16 protein-coding genes are annotated in these 16,451 nt (G+C 67.6%); 13 read left to right on the forward strand and 3 right to left on the reverse strand.

Annotation, left to right across the window (positions count from 1 at the left end; genetic code table 11):
* Positions 1 to 2 precede the first annotated feature (2 nt).
* From CKW34_RS11235 to CKW34_RS11265, 7 genes are all read left to right on the forward strand, one after another.
* A complete protein-coding gene (locus tag CKW34_RS11235; RefSeq protein WP_059381436.1) occupies positions 3 to 1,190 on the forward strand; it encodes a thiolase C-terminal domain-containing protein in 1,188 nt (395 codons plus the stop codon).
* Positions 1,187 to 1,669: a Zn-ribbon domain-containing OB-fold protein gene (locus tag CKW34_RS11240; RefSeq protein WP_059381437.1), complete on the forward strand. Its 483-nt coding sequence runs from the start codon at positions 1,187 to 1,189 to the stop codon at positions 1,667 to 1,669. Before CKW34_RS11235 ends, CKW34_RS11240 begins: the two co-directional genes overlap by 4 nt.
* Positions 1,666 to 2,097 (forward strand): Zn-ribbon domain-containing OB-fold protein, encoded by a 432-nt coding sequence (locus tag CKW34_RS11245; protein ID WP_059381438.1) that lies wholly within the window; start codon positions 1,666 to 1,668, stop codon positions 2,095 to 2,097. The genes CKW34_RS11240 and CKW34_RS11245 overlap by 4 nt, the downstream gene beginning before the upstream one ends.
* The gene (locus CKW34_RS11250) at positions 2,094 to 3,236 is read left to right on the forward strand and encodes a thiolase family protein (protein ID WP_059381439.1); all 1,143 of its coding nucleotides are present in this window, start codon (positions 2,094 to 2,096) and stop codon (positions 3,234 to 3,236) included. The genes CKW34_RS11245 and CKW34_RS11250 overlap by 4 nt, the downstream gene beginning before the upstream one ends.
* 56 nt (positions 3,237 to 3,292) lie before the next feature.
* Complete coding sequence (locus CKW34_RS11255; protein WP_059381440.1) at positions 3,293 to 4,582, forward strand: acyl-CoA dehydrogenase family protein; 1,290 nt, start codon at positions 3,293 to 3,295, stop codon at positions 4,580 to 4,582.
* Positions 4,582 to 5,697, forward strand: a complete 1,116-nt coding sequence (locus CKW34_RS11260; protein ID WP_059381441.1) for a phosphotransferase family protein — start codon at positions 4,582 to 4,584, stop codon at positions 5,695 to 5,697. The genes CKW34_RS11255 and CKW34_RS11260 overlap by 1 nt, the downstream gene beginning before the upstream one ends.
* Before the next feature lie 87 nt (positions 5,698 to 5,784).
* Complete coding sequence (locus CKW34_RS11265) at positions 5,785 to 6,678, forward strand: TIGR03619 family F420-dependent LLM class oxidoreductase (RefSeq protein WP_059381442.1); 894 nt, start codon at positions 5,785 to 5,787, stop codon at positions 6,676 to 6,678.
* 61 nt (positions 6,679 to 6,739) lie between these two features.
* Here CKW34_RS11265 and CKW34_RS11270 read toward each other — a convergent pair whose 3' ends face one another.
* The 3 genes from CKW34_RS11270 to CKW34_RS11280 all read right to left on the reverse strand — a co-directional run bounded on the left by CKW34_RS11270 (position 6,740) and on the right by CKW34_RS11280 (position 9,733).
* Positions 6,740 to 7,459 carry an SDR family NAD(P)-dependent oxidoreductase gene (locus tag CKW34_RS11270; RefSeq protein ID WP_059381443.1) on the reverse strand — a complete coding sequence of 240 codons (720 nt, stop codon included), beginning with the start codon at positions 7,457 to 7,459 and terminating at the stop codon, positions 6,740 to 6,742.
* Between the two features lie 98 nt (positions 7,460 to 7,557).
* Entirely contained in the window at positions 7,558 to 8,814 is a 1,257-nt protein-coding gene (locus tag CKW34_RS11275; protein WP_064059837.1) for an MFS transporter, read from the reverse strand.
* Between the two features lie 130 nt (positions 8,815 to 8,944).
* Positions 8,945 to 9,733, reverse strand: a complete 789-nt coding sequence (locus CKW34_RS11280; RefSeq protein ID WP_059381444.1) for a FadR/GntR family transcriptional regulator — start codon at positions 9,731 to 9,733, stop codon at positions 8,945 to 8,947.
* Between the two features lie 219 nt (positions 9,734 to 9,952).
* Between CKW34_RS11280 and CKW34_RS11285 the strand changes: the two genes are divergently transcribed.
* From CKW34_RS11285 to CKW34_RS11310, 6 genes are all read left to right on the forward strand, one after another.
* Complete coding sequence (locus CKW34_RS11285) at positions 9,953 to 10,681, forward strand: SDR family NAD(P)-dependent oxidoreductase (RefSeq protein ID WP_306303670.1); 729 nt, start codon at positions 9,953 to 9,955, stop codon at positions 10,679 to 10,681.
* Between the two features lie 204 nt (positions 10,682 to 10,885).
* A complete protein-coding gene (locus tag CKW34_RS11290; protein ID WP_059381446.1) occupies positions 10,886 to 12,103 on the forward strand; it encodes a CaiB/BaiF CoA transferase family protein in 1,218 nt (405 codons plus the stop codon).
* Positions 12,104 to 12,216: 113 nt separating this feature from the next.
* The gene (locus CKW34_RS11295) at positions 12,217 to 13,386 is read left to right on the forward strand and encodes an amidohydrolase family protein (RefSeq protein WP_059381447.1); all 1,170 of its coding nucleotides are present in this window, start codon (positions 12,217 to 12,219) and stop codon (positions 13,384 to 13,386) included.
* A 244-nt stretch (positions 13,387 to 13,630) separates the two neighbouring features.
* Positions 13,631 to 14,884, forward strand: a complete 1,254-nt coding sequence (locus CKW34_RS11300) for an acyl-CoA dehydrogenase family protein (RefSeq protein ID WP_059381448.1) — start codon at positions 13,631 to 13,633, stop codon at positions 14,882 to 14,884.
* Between the two features lie 82 nt (positions 14,885 to 14,966).
* Positions 14,967 to 16,028 (forward strand): ABC transporter substrate-binding protein, encoded by a 1,062-nt coding sequence (locus tag CKW34_RS11305; protein WP_059381449.1) that lies wholly within the window; start codon positions 14,967 to 14,969, stop codon positions 16,026 to 16,028.
* Positions 16,029 to 16,115: 87 nt separating this feature from the next.
* On the forward strand, positions 16,116 to 16,400 hold the full coding sequence (locus CKW34_RS11310; RefSeq protein WP_059381450.1) for a hypothetical protein: 285 nt from the start codon (positions 16,116 to 16,118) through the stop codon (positions 16,398 to 16,400).
* The last annotated feature ends 51 nt before the right edge of the window (positions 16,401 to 16,451 follow it).

Here is a 16,451-nt window from a genome sequence, read left to right on the forward strand (position 1 = left end):
ACATGTCCACCGACCCGACCTGGCGCAGGGATGCCTGCGCCATTGCAGGAATCGGAACCACCGCGTTCTCCAAGGACTCCGGTGTCTCCGTGACAGCGCTCGCCGTCGAGGCCGCCGCGGCGGCCCTCGAGGACGCCGGACTGACCCCGGCCGACGTCGACGGCGTCGTCCGCAACGATATGGATCTCGTCTCGTGCGCGGCGCTCGCCGACGGCCTCGGCGTCCCGCACCTGACCTACTGGGGTGAAGCCGGCCCGGGTGGATCGGGACCGGCCGCGATGGTCGCCCAGGCCGTCGCCGCCATCATGAGCGGACAGGCGACCACCGTCGTCGTGTTCCGTTCGCTCAACGGCCGATCGGGCCGTCGGTTCGGCCTGTCTCCGGTCGTCACCCCCGAGGTGGGCGGCAACGAGACCTTCGAGGAGTTCTTCGGCCCGTACGGGCTGCTGTCGTCCGGCCAGTACTTCGCGCTCATGGCTCAGCGCTACATGACCGAAACCGGCCTGACCTCCGAACAACTCGCGCAGATCGCGCTGGTGACCCGCAAGCGCGCCAATGCGAATCCGGCCGCCCAGATGTACGACCGGACGATGACGCTCGACGACTACTTCGATTCGCGCATGCTGTCGTCGCCCCTGCGACTGTTCGACTACTGTCTCGAAACCGACGGTGCCGCAGCGGTCGTCGTCACCACCGCCGAACGCGCCAACGACCTGCGGCAGACGCCGGCACTCATCCGGTCGGTCGCGATGTCGACCTGCCGTCACCCCCAGCCGGGCCTGATGTACCCGACTCTCATGCGTGAGGACATCACCGCCCTGCCGTCGCGGGAATGCCAGGACACGCTCTACAGCCGTGCCGGTCTCGGTCCCGCGGACGTCGACGTCGCGCAGATCTACGACTGCTACTCGATCACGGCCCTCATCCAGCTCGAGGACTACGGGTTCTGCAAGCGCGGCGACACCGGCGACTTCCTCGCCGAGGGTCAGATCGACCTCGGTGGAGCGATACCGATCAACACCAGCGGAGGACACATGTCCGAGGGATACATCCACGGAATGAACCACGTCGTCGAAGGGGTGCGGCAGATCCGCGGTACCTCCACGAGTCAGGTCGAGGGTGCGCAGGTCTCCCTGGTCACCTCGGCCCCGCCCCCGGCGGCGTCCGCGCTGATCCTGGTGGCGGCATGAGCGCCGCAGCAGCCGCGAGCGCGGCGACCACCGACCGTCTTCGTCCCCTCGTCACCGAACGGGGCAGCGCCGGCTTCTTCTCCGCCGCCGCCGAGCGCCGCATCGAGATCCTCACCTGCGAGGACTGCGGGCGACGCATCCACCTGCCGCGCCCGCGATGCGTGTATTGCGCGAGCACCGAGGTGTCGTGGAAGCCGGCGCCCCACACCGGCACGGTGTACAGCCACACGATCGTCGAGCATCAGGTGCATCCGCTGTTCCCGGTCCCGTACACCGTGATCGTCGTCGACCTCGACGGAGAGCAGGCCGGCGTGCGCCTGATCGGCAATCTGCCCGGTCGTGCGGACGTCACCGCCGGAACCCCGGTCCGCTGCACCTTCGAGGACCTCGGCGAGGACGCGGCCGGAAACCCTGTGGTGCTGCCGGTCTGGGAGATCGACACCGAGCGCGCGAGCGCCGGAACCGGGGAGGACGAATGACCACGGCACCCACCCGACCGATCGACCCGCTCCTGTTCGTCGACGACGACCCGAACGTCGCCCTGCGCGGCGCCCGTTGCTCCCGCTGTTCGACCGTCACCTTCCCGATCCAGCACAGCTGCCCGCGCTGCGGGGCCGCGGAGATGAACCCCGAGGCACTGCCCACCGAGGGGGTGCTCTGGTCCTACACCGTGCAGTCGTTCGCCCCGAAGAAGCCCTTCCTGCACACCGAACCGTTCACCCCCTTCGGGGTCGGCTACATCGATCTCGGTGACGTGATCGTCGAGTCCCGCCTCACCGTGAACGACCCGGAATCGCTGGAGATCGGTATGCCGATGCGGTTGTGCAGCATCGTCAACCACGTCGACGACGACGGCACCGAGGTCGTCACCTTCGCATTCGCACCGAGCAAGGAGGAGGCGGCATGAAGGTCGCGATCGTCGGTATCGGTATCCACAGGTTCGGTCGCACCGAGGGCGTGAGCGGCCTGGACCAGGGCGCCTACGCGGCCCGGCAGGCGATGGCCGACGCCGGGGTCGAGTTCGAGGACATCCAGTTCGCCTACGGCGGCAGCGATTCCGCCGGCAACGCCGACACCCTCGTGTCGACCCTGGGCCTGACCGGACTGCCCTTCGTCAATGTCTCCAACGGCTGCGCCACCGGTGGCAGCGCCCTGACCTCGGCGGTCAGCCGGATCCGGTCCGGCGAGTCCGATCTCGGTCTCGTCGTCGGCTTCGACAAGCATCCGCGCGGAGCATTCAACCCTCGTCCCGAGGACAACGGGTTGGGCCGCTGGTACGGCGAGACCGGGATGATGGTCACCACCCAGTTCTTCGCCATGAAGATCCAGCGGTACCTCGTCGAGCACGGACTGCCGAAATCGCTGCTGGCCACGGTGGCGGCCAAGGCGTTCCGCAACGGCTCGCTCGCCCCCCATGCCTGGCGGCGAACTCCGCTCGGCGAGGAGGAGATCGCCGGGTCGACGATGGTCAACGATCCGCTCACCCAGTACATGTTCTGCTCCCCGGCAGAGGGCGGGGTCGCGCTCGTGCTCGCCCGCGCCGACCGGGCCCACCGCTACACCGACACGCCGGTCTTCCTCGAGGCCGCGGAACTGCGCTCGCGGTTGTTCGGTTCGTTCGAGGTGTTCAGTCCGTGGACCTCACCCGAACGTGCCGACGGGCCGACGGTGACCGCCTCCCGCGCGGCCTTCGAAGCGGCGGGGATCGACCCGAGCGACATCGACGTGGCGCAGATCCAGGACACCGAGGCAGGTGCGGAGATCATGCACCTGGCGGAGACGGGACTGTGCAAGCACGGCGAGCAGGAGACACTCATCCGCTCCGGCGCCACCGAGATCGGCGGATCGATCCCGGTCAACACCGACGGTGGATGCCTCGCGAACGGGGAACCGATCGGCGCGACCGGTCTGCGTCAGGTCTACGAGAACGTCGTCCAGCTGCGCGGTGCAGCGGGGGACAGGCAGGTGCCGGGCGACCCCAAGGTCGGATTCACCCATGTGTACGGGGCGCCGGGCATCAGCGCGTGCACCGTCCTCACACGCTGAATCGGCGACCGGATCGCCGACGAGAACTTTTCATCACACGGTAGGAGACGATCGACATGGCATGGGATTTCGAAACGGACCCGGAGTTCCAGGAGAAGCTGGACTGGGTGCAGACCTTCGTGAACGAAGAAGTCGCCCCCGTCGACCGCGTGATCGAACACGCCTGGGACGTGACCGATCCGACGCGCAACAAACTCATCCGTCCGCTGCAGCAGATCGTGCGGGAGAAGGGCCTGTGGGCCTGCCATCTCGGCCCGAAGCTCGGCGGTCCGGGCTACGGGCAGCTCAAACTCGCACTGCTCAACGAGATCCTGGGTGCCACCCACAGCGGTCCGGTGGTGTTCGGCTGCCAGGCGCCGGATTCCGGTAATGCCGAGATCCTCGCGCACTACGGCACACCGGAGCTGAAGGAACGCTACCTGCAGCCGCTCATCGACGGTGAGATCGCATCGTGCTACTCGATGACCGAACCCCAGGGCGGGTCCGATCCGACCAGCTTCGTCACCCGCGCGGTGCGCGACGGCGACCACTACGTCATCAACGGTGAGAAGTGGTTCTCCTCGCACGCACGGTTCTCGTCCTTCCTCATCGTGATGGCCGTGACCGATCCCGAGGCTCCCCGGACGAAGCGGGCGTCGATGTTCGTCGTCCCGATGGACACGCCGGGCATCGAGATCGTCCGGAACGTCGGTGTCTGGGGTCATCAGGAGTCCGAGGGCACGCACGCCTACATCCGGTACACCGATGTGCGGGTCCCGGCCGATCACCTCCTGGGGGAGGAGGGTGAGGGCTTCGCGGTCGCACAGACGCGTCTGGGCGGCGGACGGATCCACCATGCGATGCGCACGGTCGGCCTGGTCAAGGCGTCGCTGGACATGATGCTCGAACGTGCCGTGTCGCGGCAGACGCGCGGTCGTTCGCTCGCCGACATGCAGTTGGTGCAGGACATGATCGCCGAGTCGTGGGTCGAACTCGAGCAGTTCCGCCTGCTCGTGCTGCGGACGGCGTGGAAGATCGATCGGCTCGACGACTACAAGAAGGTCATCGCCGACATCTCCGCCGTGAAGATGGTGATGCCGAAGGTCCTCAACAACGTCGTCTCCCGCGCGATCCAGCTGCACGGTTCGCTCGGTATCTCCACCGAGATGCCGTTCGGCAAGTGGCTTCTCGAGAGCTACCACATGGGCTTGGCGGACGGCGCGACCGAGCTGCACAAGCAGCAGATCGCCAAGCAGTTGCTGAAGACGGCGACGCCGGCCGAGGGGCTGTTCCCGACGACCCATCTGCTCGCACTGGATGCTGCGGCAGAGGCCAAGTTCGGGTTGCCGGCGCTGGGGGTGCAGTGATGACGGGCGTCGCCGAAGAGTCGCGCGTCGAGGGCGTGGAGGAACCGCGGGTCGAGATAGCGCCGGTCCGTCCCGGGGAGGAACTCGACTGGGACGCGCTCGAGGCCTACCTGCGGTCGAACCTCGACGGTCTCGACGGAGAGTTCTCGGTGCTGCAGTTCCCGCGTGGTTCGGCGAACCTGACCTACCGGGTCGCCTTCGGTGATCGACTGCTGGTCGTGCGCCGTCCTCCCTTCGGGCAGATCGCACGCGGCGCGCACGATATGGCGCGCGAGCATCGGGTGCTCGCCCGCCTGTACCGCGCGTACGACCGGGCTCCGCGTGCGCTGCTGCACTGTGCCGACACCTCTGTCGTGGGCGCCGAGTTCTTCGTCTCCGAGTACCGCGACGGGATCGTGGTGTGGGACGAGATCCCGGAGTCGATGTCGCATCGTGCCGATGCGGGCAGGCGGATCGGTTTCGCCGTGGTCGACGGGCTCGCCGACCTGCATGCCGTCGATCCGGCATCGTGCGATCTCGCGGATCTCGGTCGTCCGGAGGGATACCTGGAACGGCAGGTCTCCGGATGGTCGGCCCGGTGGGACGCCGTCGCCGAGTACGTCTCCGACCGTGAGGTCGCCGATCTCGTCGAGGAGGTCGGCCTTCGGATCCGGGCCGACGTTCCCGCGAGTCAGCGGGCCGGCATCGTGCACAACGACTACAAGGTCGACAACTGCCAGTTCCCGCACGGCGACCCCGACCGGGTGAAGTCGGTGTTCGACTGGGACATGGCCACGACCGGTGATGTGCTCGTGGACCTGGGCACCCTGCTCAACTACTGGCCGGACCGGACCGTGGCTCCCGACTCGGACGCGGCGTTCATCGTCGTTCCCGGTATGCACGCGCTCGATCTGCCGTCGCGGGCGGAGATCGTCGAGCGCTACGCATCGGGCAGCGATCTCGATCTCTCGCGCATCGACTGGTACGAGGCCTTCGGTTGCTGGAAGACCGTGGTCATCCTGCAGCAGCTCTATGCGCGGTTCGTCCGTGGAGAGACCACCGATCCGCGGATGGGACAGCGAGGGGAGCTCGTCGCGCCGCTCGCGCGCCGAGCGCTCGGCCTGCTTCCTGCATGAGCGGAGATCCTCTCCGCACGGGGCACGTCCGGCGGTGCGAACCGCCCGGGCATGCCCTGTCTCCGTACCAGACCACGAGGAGAAGACGTGCCCACCATCGGATTGTGCACCTACGGAATCACGCCGCTCGAGGCGCTCGAATTGGCCCGCGCGGCCGACGAACTCGGGTTCGACGCGCTGTGGCTGGGGGAGCACGTGTTGCACCCGGCCGCGTACACGAGCGATCACCCGTCGACGGGAACCCGCCAGCATCATTCGGGACCGATCGTCGACGACACCACCGAACTCACCGATCCGCTCGCGCTGCACGCGTCGATCGCGGCGGTCACCGAGCGGTTGAAACTCGGCACGGCCGTGTACGTCACGGCGCTGCGTCACCCCTTGCACACCGCGCGTACCACGATCACCCTCCAGGAACTGAGCGGTGGGCGGCTGTTGTTCGGTGTCGGCGCAGGGTGGCTCGCAGAAGAGTTCGCCGCGCTCGACGTGCCCTTCGCCGGGAGGTTCTCGCGCACCGACGAATGCGTGGAGATCCTGCGCAAGGCGTGGGGCGGTGAGTCGTTCTCGCACGAGGGCGCCCACTACCGGTTCGACGAGGTGCGATCGCATCCTCGACCCGTGGCCGTGCCGGTCGTCTACGGAGGCAACGGACCTCGTGCGCTTGCGCGTGCGGCGCGTCTCGGCGATGCCTGGATCTCCTCGGGCACGCCGACCTTCGAGGAGGCCGTCGAGTTGGTGGACGTGCTGCGTCGGCACCGCGTGGAAGCGGGCGGGAATGCGGAGTTCCCGTGTTACGTGCGGGTCGAGGTCACCGAGGCGACGACGGCGGCCGATCTCGAATGCTACCGGGATCGTGGACTGGACGATCTGGTCGTGTGGGCGGATGCGGGTTGGAAGGGCGCCACCGTCGCGGAGCGACGCGAGAATCTCGCGGCCCTCGCGGGCCGGCTCGGTGTGCGATCTCCCGCGTATCTCCGGTGAACCGGATGCAAGAGGACCCCGCGGATTCGACCGCGGGGTCCTCTTGCGTCGGGGACCGGGATCAGTGATCGGATGTGGTTCCGGTGACGGGGATCAGCGCGCCGGTCACCGAGCGGGACGCGTCGCTCAACAGGAAGGTGATGACGTCGGCGATGTCGGCCGGGCGGGCCCACGACGAGGTGTCGGCGTTCGGCATCGCGCTGCGGTTGGCAGGGGTATCGATCATCGATGGCACGAGACCGTTGACGCGGATGGCGTCGGGTGCGTACTCGACCGCCATGCTCTGGACCAGCGCCGCGACAGCGGCTTTGGAGGCGATGTAGCCGGCGGCTCCGGGGAACGGGCGGGTTGCGGCGGCCGACCCGATGCACACGACCGATCCGCCACCGCGTCGGATGAGTTCGGGCAGTGCGGCCTGGGTGACGAGATAGGCGATCCGCAGGTTGAGGGAGAGCTGGGCGTCGAGCACCTCCACGGGTGTCTCGTGGACGCGGCTACCGGAGTGGAAGCCCCCGACGAGGTTGACCAGGCCTGTCAGGGGGCGGGACTCGTCGGCGGTGGCGAGGCCGAGCACCCGCTCGACATCGTTCTCGTCGGACAGGTCGGCCTTGACGAGGACGAGATCGGGGTGGGGTGTCAACCGGTCGGCTTCGGCCTCGTCGTACCAGGGGACGACCACCCGTGCGCCGGATGTGAGGAGGCGTTCGGTGACTGCGGTGCCGAGACCACCGGTTCCGCCGGTGACGACGACGGAACCGGATCCGAGGGAAAGTTCGCTCATGACGAGGCCTTTCGTGCCGTAGGCAGAAGAGGGAATCGACGATCAAAACATCGTCATATTTGGGATATTAGAGAGCATAGCGCGTGGAGTGGCCCACGTCACCCCCGGATCGTAGAGGGACTCCCGACAGTCGCTCGATCAGGGTCGCCCTCCCCGGACACAGCACGTCGAGGTCGCGGAGGCAGGCTCTTCCGGCCGAAGGCGAGGGCGCCCAGGCCGAGTGCGGTCGCGCCCGCCGCCGCGGCGAAGGGCACGGACGGAGCGGTGGCCTCCCCGAGCCATCCGGCGAGCCACGGCGCGCAGGCGCCCCCGCCGAAGCGGACGAAACTGTAGCTCGCCGCAGCTGTGGCGCCGTCCACAGGGGAGACGTGCATGCCGATCTCGGTCACCAGTGCGTTGAGCACACCGACGAACAGCCCGGAAACGACGATGCAGACCGTCACGACAGCTCTGTTCTCGGTGAAGACCGCGATGAGCGCGATCGTCGTCGCGAACAGGGCCAGTGCCGCTGCAACGGTCGGCACGGCACCGACGGAACCCCGCAGACGGGGTGCGGCCACGACCGACGCGAAGACCAGACAGACACCCCAGCCGGAGAACACGAAACCCGTTTGCGCGGGCGAGAACCCGAGCACGAACGGTGCGTAGGAGAACACCGTGAAGAGACCGAGATGGTAGAGCAGCGACACCGCCGCGACCGAGAACAGACCCCGGTGGGTGAGGGCTCGGAACGGCGCGACGAGCGAAGTCGGTTCGGCGGCACGCGGGGTACGGGGAAGTACGACCGCCAGAAGGGCGAAGGACAGTGTGACCAGAAGTGCGGATCCGAGAAAGGCGGCCCGCCACGAGATCTGCCCGAGGAGACCGCCGACGAGCGGACCGGTGGCGATGCCGGCCCCTACCGCGGCCTCGTAGTAGGTGATCGCACGTGACCGCCGTCCCGGCATCGCGGCCACGATCGCGGCCAGGGCCGTCGCGACGAACAGCGCGTTGCCGAGTCCCCAGCCCGCGCGGAAACCGATGATCGGTCCCAGCGCCCACGATGCACTCGACCCCACCGCGGCCACCGCGATCAGTGCCAGGCCGATCAGGAGAGTGGCGCGCACCCCCGTGCGGCTCGAGATCCAGCCGGTGACCACCATCGCCAGACCCATCACCGCCATGTAGCTGGTGAACAGCAGGGAGACCTGAGCGGGGGATCCTCCCAGTTCGTCGGCCAGGGACGGAAGGATCGGACTCACGACACCGATGCCCATGAAGACACCGACGGTGGCGAACGAGATCGCCCACGCCGCGCGGGGGAGCGCGATGCGTGGGCGTGTACGTTTCGGATCGGACGCAGCTTTCGGCGACACACGGACTCCGGTTCGATACGGCGACCTGCGTCGACGATCCGTCGGGCACGCAGGCACGCCGGGCCGTGGTTGATCGATGTTCAGGTCGCGGGCGGATGCCCGGATGCAGGTCGTCGCCGAGAGGGAGGGCTCAGCGCCAGTCCACGCGTTCGTCCAGCATCCGGGGGTTGAGGGCGGAGAGGCGATCGATGACCTCACGCATGTGTTCGCGGGCCAGGCGGCGGGCGCGTTCCGGTTCGCCGGCGGCGATGGCATTGTGGATCGCCTGGTGCGGCCCTTCGAATCCCTCGCGTTCCTCGTCGTCCCAGACGTCGGGGTGCGCCTCGAGCATGCGGAAGGTGTAGATGTGCGCGAGCGCCGATCCGGTGAGGGTGAGCACGTAGTTGCCGGACATCTCCCGCAGTGTCTGGTGGAACCCGACCGCGGTGTCGACGACCTCGTCGTCGGTCATCTCCGGCACGATCTGTTTCCCGGCCAGGGCATCGAGATCGACGTCCTCGCCGGCAGCGACCCGGTCGGCGAGCATCGCGGCTGCGAGCCCCTCCATCTCCAGTGCGGCCTCGGCGACCTCCCGGAATCGAACGCCTTTGGCCTGCAGGTACATCGACAGTGTGTCGCCGAATTCGCTCCCCGTGGGTTCGGAGACGATGGGGCCACCGCCGAGGCCTTGCCGGACCGTCACCAGGCCCTGGGCCTCGAGCAGTCGCAGCCCTTCGCGGACGGAGGCGCGGCCGACGCCGAAGCGGCGAGCCATCTCGGACTCGGCTTCGAGGGCCGAACCGGGAGCGAGCTGCCGGTCGGCGATCTCCTTGGCGACCATGCGTGCCACTGTGCGCGAAACCTTCTCGGTGCGAGTCATGGCTACCGCGCGTCGTCGCGCGGCGGTGTCCGACTGCGAGCTCGTGAAGTTGCGGGTCATGGTGTCCTCGTCGTCTCTGCAGGGGCCCGCACTCGTCCGAGCGGGGGTGAGCGTGCGGCCGAGTATAGGGAGGAAGCCCGGTGCTGAGGGCTACCCGGAAATATATGTATGTTTCGGTTAGTTGATGTTATACCACTCTCTATGACCCAGAACACACGTATACCCCGAGATTCTGCGAACTACACCGGCGCGGGCTCTCTCGCCGGGCAACACGTCCTCGTGACCGGAGGGAGCGAGGGCATCGGCTACGGCATCGCCGAGCGCCTGCTCGATGCCGGAGCGACGGTCTCCCTCGCGGCACGTCGGCTCGAAGTGCTCGACGCGGCGGTCGAGAGACTGCAGATGCGGTGCAAGGCTGCGGACCGGGTCTCCGGCGTCGTCGCGGACATCAGCGACGCGGACTCCATCGCCGCGATGTTCGAGACCGCGGAGGACCGGAACGGGCCGCTCAACGTACTCGTCGCCAATGCCGGGAGCGGGAGTGTGGTGCCCTTCCTCGAACTGACGCCGCGGCAATGGCAGGACTGCATCGATCTGAACCTGACGGGGACGTTCCTCTGTGTGCAGGCGGCGGCGCGATCCATGGTCGAGCGCACGGACGAGAACCGGTCCATCGTCGTCGTCTCCTCGATCCGCGCACTCGGTGCCCGGCCCTCGCTCGTTCCCTACGGCACCTCGAAGGCGGGCCTGAACCAGCTGGTCCGCCTCGCGGCCTACGAGCTCGCGCCCACGGGGGTGCGCGTCAATGCGCTGTCTCCCGGCATCACTGCGACCCCGCTCGCCCAGGACCGCAACAACCTGTTCGACGAGCGCGCCGCGACGGTCCCCATGGGTCGGGCCGGCACCCCGGCGGACATGGCCGCTGCCGCACTGTATCTCGCGAGTCCGGATTCGGCGTTCGTCACCGGCACGAACCTCGTGGTGGACGGGGGTGAGTCGCTCTACTGACCCGCCCTGCGTGGCGTCGCCTCGCGACCTCCCGAAAAATTGTGATGTACAACGCACAAAACATTGCTATAGTTACGGTGTTTTCAGCTCGCGTTCGAGCTTCCGCCGAATCCCCCGACCCGCATCTCACGGAGTCGCTCGGCGCTCACTTCCCATGCTGTGCGCGGCCTCTCGTGGCCGTGAGACGACGAAGGAGAACACTCGATGACCACGGTGATGAACGGGATCAAGGTCGTAGAGGTGGCGCTGTACGCGTTCGTCCCCTCGGCGGCCGCGATCCTCTCCGACTGGGGAGCCGACGTCGTCAAGATCGAGCACTCGGATTTCGGCGACCCCACTCGATCCACCGCAGCCTGGGGTGTCCCCGCCCAGGTCGACGGCCTCGCGAGCCTGTTCGAGATCAACAACCGCGGAAAGCGCGCTGTCGCACTGGACATCGCCCACCCCGAGGGGCGTGAGGTGCTCATGAAGCTCGTCGAATCCGCCGACGTCTTCATGACGAACTTCCTGCCCGACGCGCGCGCCAAGCTGGGTATCGACGTAGACGACATCTTCGCGCGCAATCCGCGGATCGTGTACGCCCGCGGCACCGCTCAAGGTGTGGCCGGCCCGGACAGCGACAAGGGCGGTTTCGACGGCATCACCTACTGGGCGCGCTCGGGTGCGGCCGGATCCATCGCCCCGGACGATCTGGACTGGCCTGCCAACATGCCCGGTCCGGCCTTCGGCGACTCCCAGAGCGGCATGGCCCTGGCCGGCGGCATCGCGGCGGGTCTGCTCCACCGCGAACGCACCGGTGAGGGCATCGTCGTCGACACGTCGCTGTTCTCGGTCGGCGCCTGGGCGATGCAGGCGACCATCGCGGGTTGCCAGATGATCGGTGCCGACGAACTGCCGTACCCCGACCGCTACAACCCGGTCAATCCCGTCTCGAACATCTACCGCACCAGCGACGGGCGCTACATCCATCTCGCGCTGCTGCAGAGTCAGAAGTTCTGGCCCGGCCTCTGCGAGGCGATCGGCCTGTCCCACCTGATCGACGACCCGCGGTTCGCGACGTTCGAGGACCGCGCCCGCAATTCCCGTGAGTGTACGGCGATCCTGACGGAGATCTTCGAGCAGCGCACCCTTGCGGAGTGGACCGACATCCTGGGCAAGCAGGAAGGGCAATGGGACGTCTTCCGCAAGCCGATCGACGTGCTGTCCGATCCGCAGGCCCTGGCCAACGGCTTCGTCCGCACCGTCGAATACGAGGACGGGCGGACCCTGGACATGGTGACGGCACCGACCTCCTTCGGCGGGGAGGCCCCGACACTGACGCGAGCCCCGCACCACGGCGAGCATACCGACGAGGTGCTGCTCGAGCACGGTCTGGATTGGGACCGCATCGTCGAACTCAAGATCTCCGGCGCGATCAAGTAACCCCTTCCGGGCGATCACAGAATCTTTCCCGGCTGCGACCGGACGTCGCCGCCCTTCCAGCGCACGTGCGCACCCGAATTTCCACTTCCCGATCTCCACAAGGAGGAGTTCTCGTGTACGACCTTCGCGATATCAAGATCATCGATACCGACACCCATGTCGTCGAACCGCCGGACCTGTGGACGTCCCGGATGTCGAAGAAGTGGGGCGATCTCGTTCCCCACGTGCGGTGGGACGAACAGCGTGGCGACGAGGCGTGGTTCGTCTCCGGTACCCGCATGAGCGCCGTCGGTGCGCCCGCGATGGCCGGCTGGCACGAGTACCCGCCGAGCTGCCCGCCGCGCTTCGCCGACACCGATCCGCGTTCGTGGGATCCCGCCAAGCGTCTGGCGCTGATGGACGATTACGGCATCCACGCACAGATCCTGTACCCGAACGTCGCGGTCTTCAGTCAGAAGACGCTGCAGTCCAACGGATCCAACGATCTGCAGCTCGAGTGTGTCCGTGCCTACAACGACTACCTCACCGAGTGGGCCCAGTTCGCACCCGGCCGCTACGTCCCGGTGGGCATCCTGCCCTTCTGGGACATGGAGGCGACCATCGCCGAGGTCGAGCGGGTCGCGGCTGCCGGGCACAAGGGCCTGGTGTTCACGCAGAACCCGGCCGCATTCGGATTGCCGGTACTGACCGACCCGTACTGGGACCGGCTGTGGGCGTCCGCGCAGGAGAAGAAGCTGCCGATCAACTTCCACATCGCCTCCGGCGAGGTCGATCTGAGCGGCTTCGGGCACGAGAGCAACGGTGTGGCGGCCAACTACGGCATGATGGGCATCTCGTTCTTCATGGACAACGCCCGCACGATCTCGCAGCTCATCTTCGGCGGCATCTGCGACCGGTTCCCCGAATTGAAGTTCGTCTCCGTGGAGTCGGGCATCGGCTGGATGCCGTTCGCGCTCGAGGGCATGGACTGGCAGTGGCGGAACAGCGGCGTGCACAAGGAGCACCCGAACTACGAGCTTCTGCCCAGCGAGTACTTCAAGCGGCAGATCTACGGCTGCTTCTGGTTCGAGCAGGATTCGGCGCGCAGCGCGATCGAGCAGCTCGGTGCCGACAACGTGCTCTACGAGACGGACTACCCGCACCCGACCTCGATGTCCCCGGGGCCGGCGAGCGATGCCGTGCGGCCGGACGACTACCTGCGTCGCAACTTCGCGCATCTCTCCGAGGCGGACGCGCGAAAGATCCTGCACGACAACGCTGCGGCGCTCTACAACCTGGACTGACGTCCTCGAGTCCCAGGTGCCGGCCCGTGCCCTCCAGGGGCGGGCCGGCACCGGCGGTTCGCAGCCGGTTCCCGGTCCTCGGCGGGGTGACACGCATCTCTCGCATCACTGGACTGTGACTTAAATCTCCGTTAATATGCGTATGTTCCTAATGGATGCCGAGCGGGTAGCTTCTGCCACCGGCCGCGGACCGACCAACAGCCCGATCGCCCCACACGGGACGATCTCAGCCAGTGGAGTATTCATGTCCCTCTCGGAATTCGAGACCCGCGCCCGCACCTGGGTGACCGACACCCTGGCCCGACTGGCGTTCACCGTCCGCGACGACGAGTACGACGTCTCGGTCTTCCACGATCTCCCCGAAGACGAGGAGCGGGCGCTCCTCGACCGCCACCGCACCTGGCAGCGCGAGAAGTTCGACGCCGGCTACGGTGCGCTCGGATGGCCGATCGAATACGGCGGCACGGAGACCGGAACCGAGGTTGCGGAAGCCTTCGCGCGCATCGAGAACGAACTGTGCCCGCTCCCGCCGCACGAGCTCGTCTCGGTCACCCTGCACCTCATCGCCCCCACCATCAGGCTCCTCGGTACCGACGAACAGAAGCAGCAGTTCCTGCCGAAGATGCTTCGTGGTGAACTTCTTGCGTGCCAACTGTTCTCCGAGCCCGACGCCGGCTCCGACCTCGCGAATCTCGGAACACGCGCGGTGCGGGACGGCGACGACTGGATCGTCTCGGGGCAGAAGGTCTGGACGTCGGGCGCGCAGTTCGCCGAATGGGGCGAACTCATCGCCCGCACCGATCCCGACCAGCCCAAGCACCAGGGCATGACCGCCTTCCTGATTCCTCTCGACGCTCCCGGTGTCGAGATCCGCCCGATCCGGCAGATGTCCGGGGGCAGCAGCTTCAACGAGGTCTTCCTCGACCGGGTCCGCATCCCCGACAGCCTCCGTCTCGGGGAGGTGGGCAAGGGGTGGTCCGTCGCCCTGACCACACTTGCCTTCGAACGCGAAGGCGGGTCCAACACCGCCAATGTCGGCGGGCAGTTCGATCAGCTCGTGGCCACGGCCCGGCGCCTCGGGCGCGACGAGGACCCGCGTGTGCGTGAGCAACTGGCCCGGGTGTACCTGCGCCAGCAACTCGCCGCGGTGGACCTGCTGCGGGACCGCCAGGCTCGCGACGGCGGAGCGGCGCCCTCGGCGATCGGATCCGTCCGCAAGATCCAATGGGTCGACAAGCTCGCCGCGGTCTCCGCTGCGGCACGAACCGTGCTGGGGCGTAACCTCATCGCGGACACCGGCATTCCCGGTACCTACGAATGGAATGCGCACGTTCTCGGCGCCCCCGGTTACAGCATCGCCGGCGGGTCGGATCAGATCCAGCGCAACATCGTCGCGGAACGACTTCTCGGGCTCCCCGCGGAGGCTCGTGCGGACCGTGGCCTGACCTGGCGCGAAGCGCGTAATCGCGTCCACGGTCGGGTCGTCTCCGGAAGCTGAGCATCCCGGCCGTCCCACCGCATCGCCCTTGTGCCTCCCGGCGCACGGTCGCTCGACTCTTCAGAAAATCGAAAGGTCTGCCATGAGATTTCCGTCGCTTCGTCGCTCGATTGCCGGAATCGGCATCGCCGCAGTGACGTTCGCTGCTGCTGCGTGCGGGTCCGGTACCACGGAGGTGTCCGCGGAGGATCTCGGTCCGGCCGGCGACAGCGCCTGGGAGGAGCTGGTCGAGGCCGCGAAGCAGGAAGGCTCGGTCACCTATTTCACCGGGCAACCGACGGACAACCTCCAGGAAGTCGCGGCCCGATTCGAGTCGGTGTACGGCATCGGGGTGGAGATCGTCCGCGACAACGACGCCAACCTCCAGACCAAGCTGGCGGCGGAGGCGGAAACCGGTCGCCACACGGCCGATGTCATCGCCACCGCTTCCCAGCCCTGGGTGGACACACGGCTGACCGAGGACTACTTCGTCCCGGTCACCGGCCCCGCCTTCGACGCCTCCGAGTTCGACCGCGAGAAGTTCCTGCGGGACGACGACCGGATCTTCCTCTCGTCGGCTGCGGTGCTCACCTACGGCTGGAACACCGGCCGGGTCCCGGACGGCATCGACGGATACGAGGACCTGCTCGATCCCTCCCTCGCGGACGGGAAGATCGGTGTGATGCTTCCGGTGTCCTCGGCCATCGTGGACTTCTACGACTTCCTGGGAGACACGGTCTCACCCGACTACGTCGAGAAGCTCGCCGGGCAGAAGCCCCGCACCTACCCGGGCGCCCAGGCGATGGCCCAGGCACTGACCTCCGGTGAGATCGCCGCGGCCCTCTACACCATGCCGCTCACCGCGGAGAAGGAAGCCGGTGCTCCGGTCGACTCCGGTCTGCCCTCGCCGGTCTTCGGTGCCCCCTTCCTCACAGGGGTCCCGGCGACCGCACCGCACCCCAACGCCGCACAGTTGTTCGCAAACTTCCTGGTGACCAAGGCCGGCCAGGAGGCCGTCGCCGACCGCGCCGGCTCCGTGCTGCCCGACATCTCCACGGCGGCGACATCCGCGGACGACATCTGGGTCAACAGCCGGATCGTCACCGCCGACGACACCGAGGCCTTCCGCGCCGAGTTCGCCCAGCTGTTCGGCTCCAGCCAGTAGAACCCACCGCCGCCGGCAGTGCCGCGTCCGGCACCCGGCGAGCCCTCCGGAGACCCGGATCGGTCCCGGACACGAGAGGAAAGAAACATGAAGGTCGGAGAACGTCTCAAGAGCCCCGTGTGCGGTGCCGAAGTCGTGGTCGTCCGAGTCGACGATGCGGTGACCGGACCTCTGTTGTGCGGGGGAGAGCCGATGTCCGCCGATGCCGCACCGGCTTCCGACGCGGCCGCAGGCCAGGGTCTTCTCATCGGCAAGCGATACGAGGGTGGGGGAGTCGAGGTGCTGTGCGTACGTCCCGGCACCGGACCCCTCGCGATCGGCGACGCGGTTCTCGCCGAGAAGCAGGCCCGGCCCCTTCCGTCCTCGGATTGAGCAGATCCAGACGCCGGCAGCAGCTCCCACGGCCGGCATCCCCAGGAAAGG

Source organism: Rhodococcus rhodochrous (assembly GCF_900187265.1).
GTDB lineage: Bacteria > Actinomycetota > Actinomycetes > Mycobacteriales > Mycobacteriaceae > Rhodococcus > Rhodococcus rhodochrous.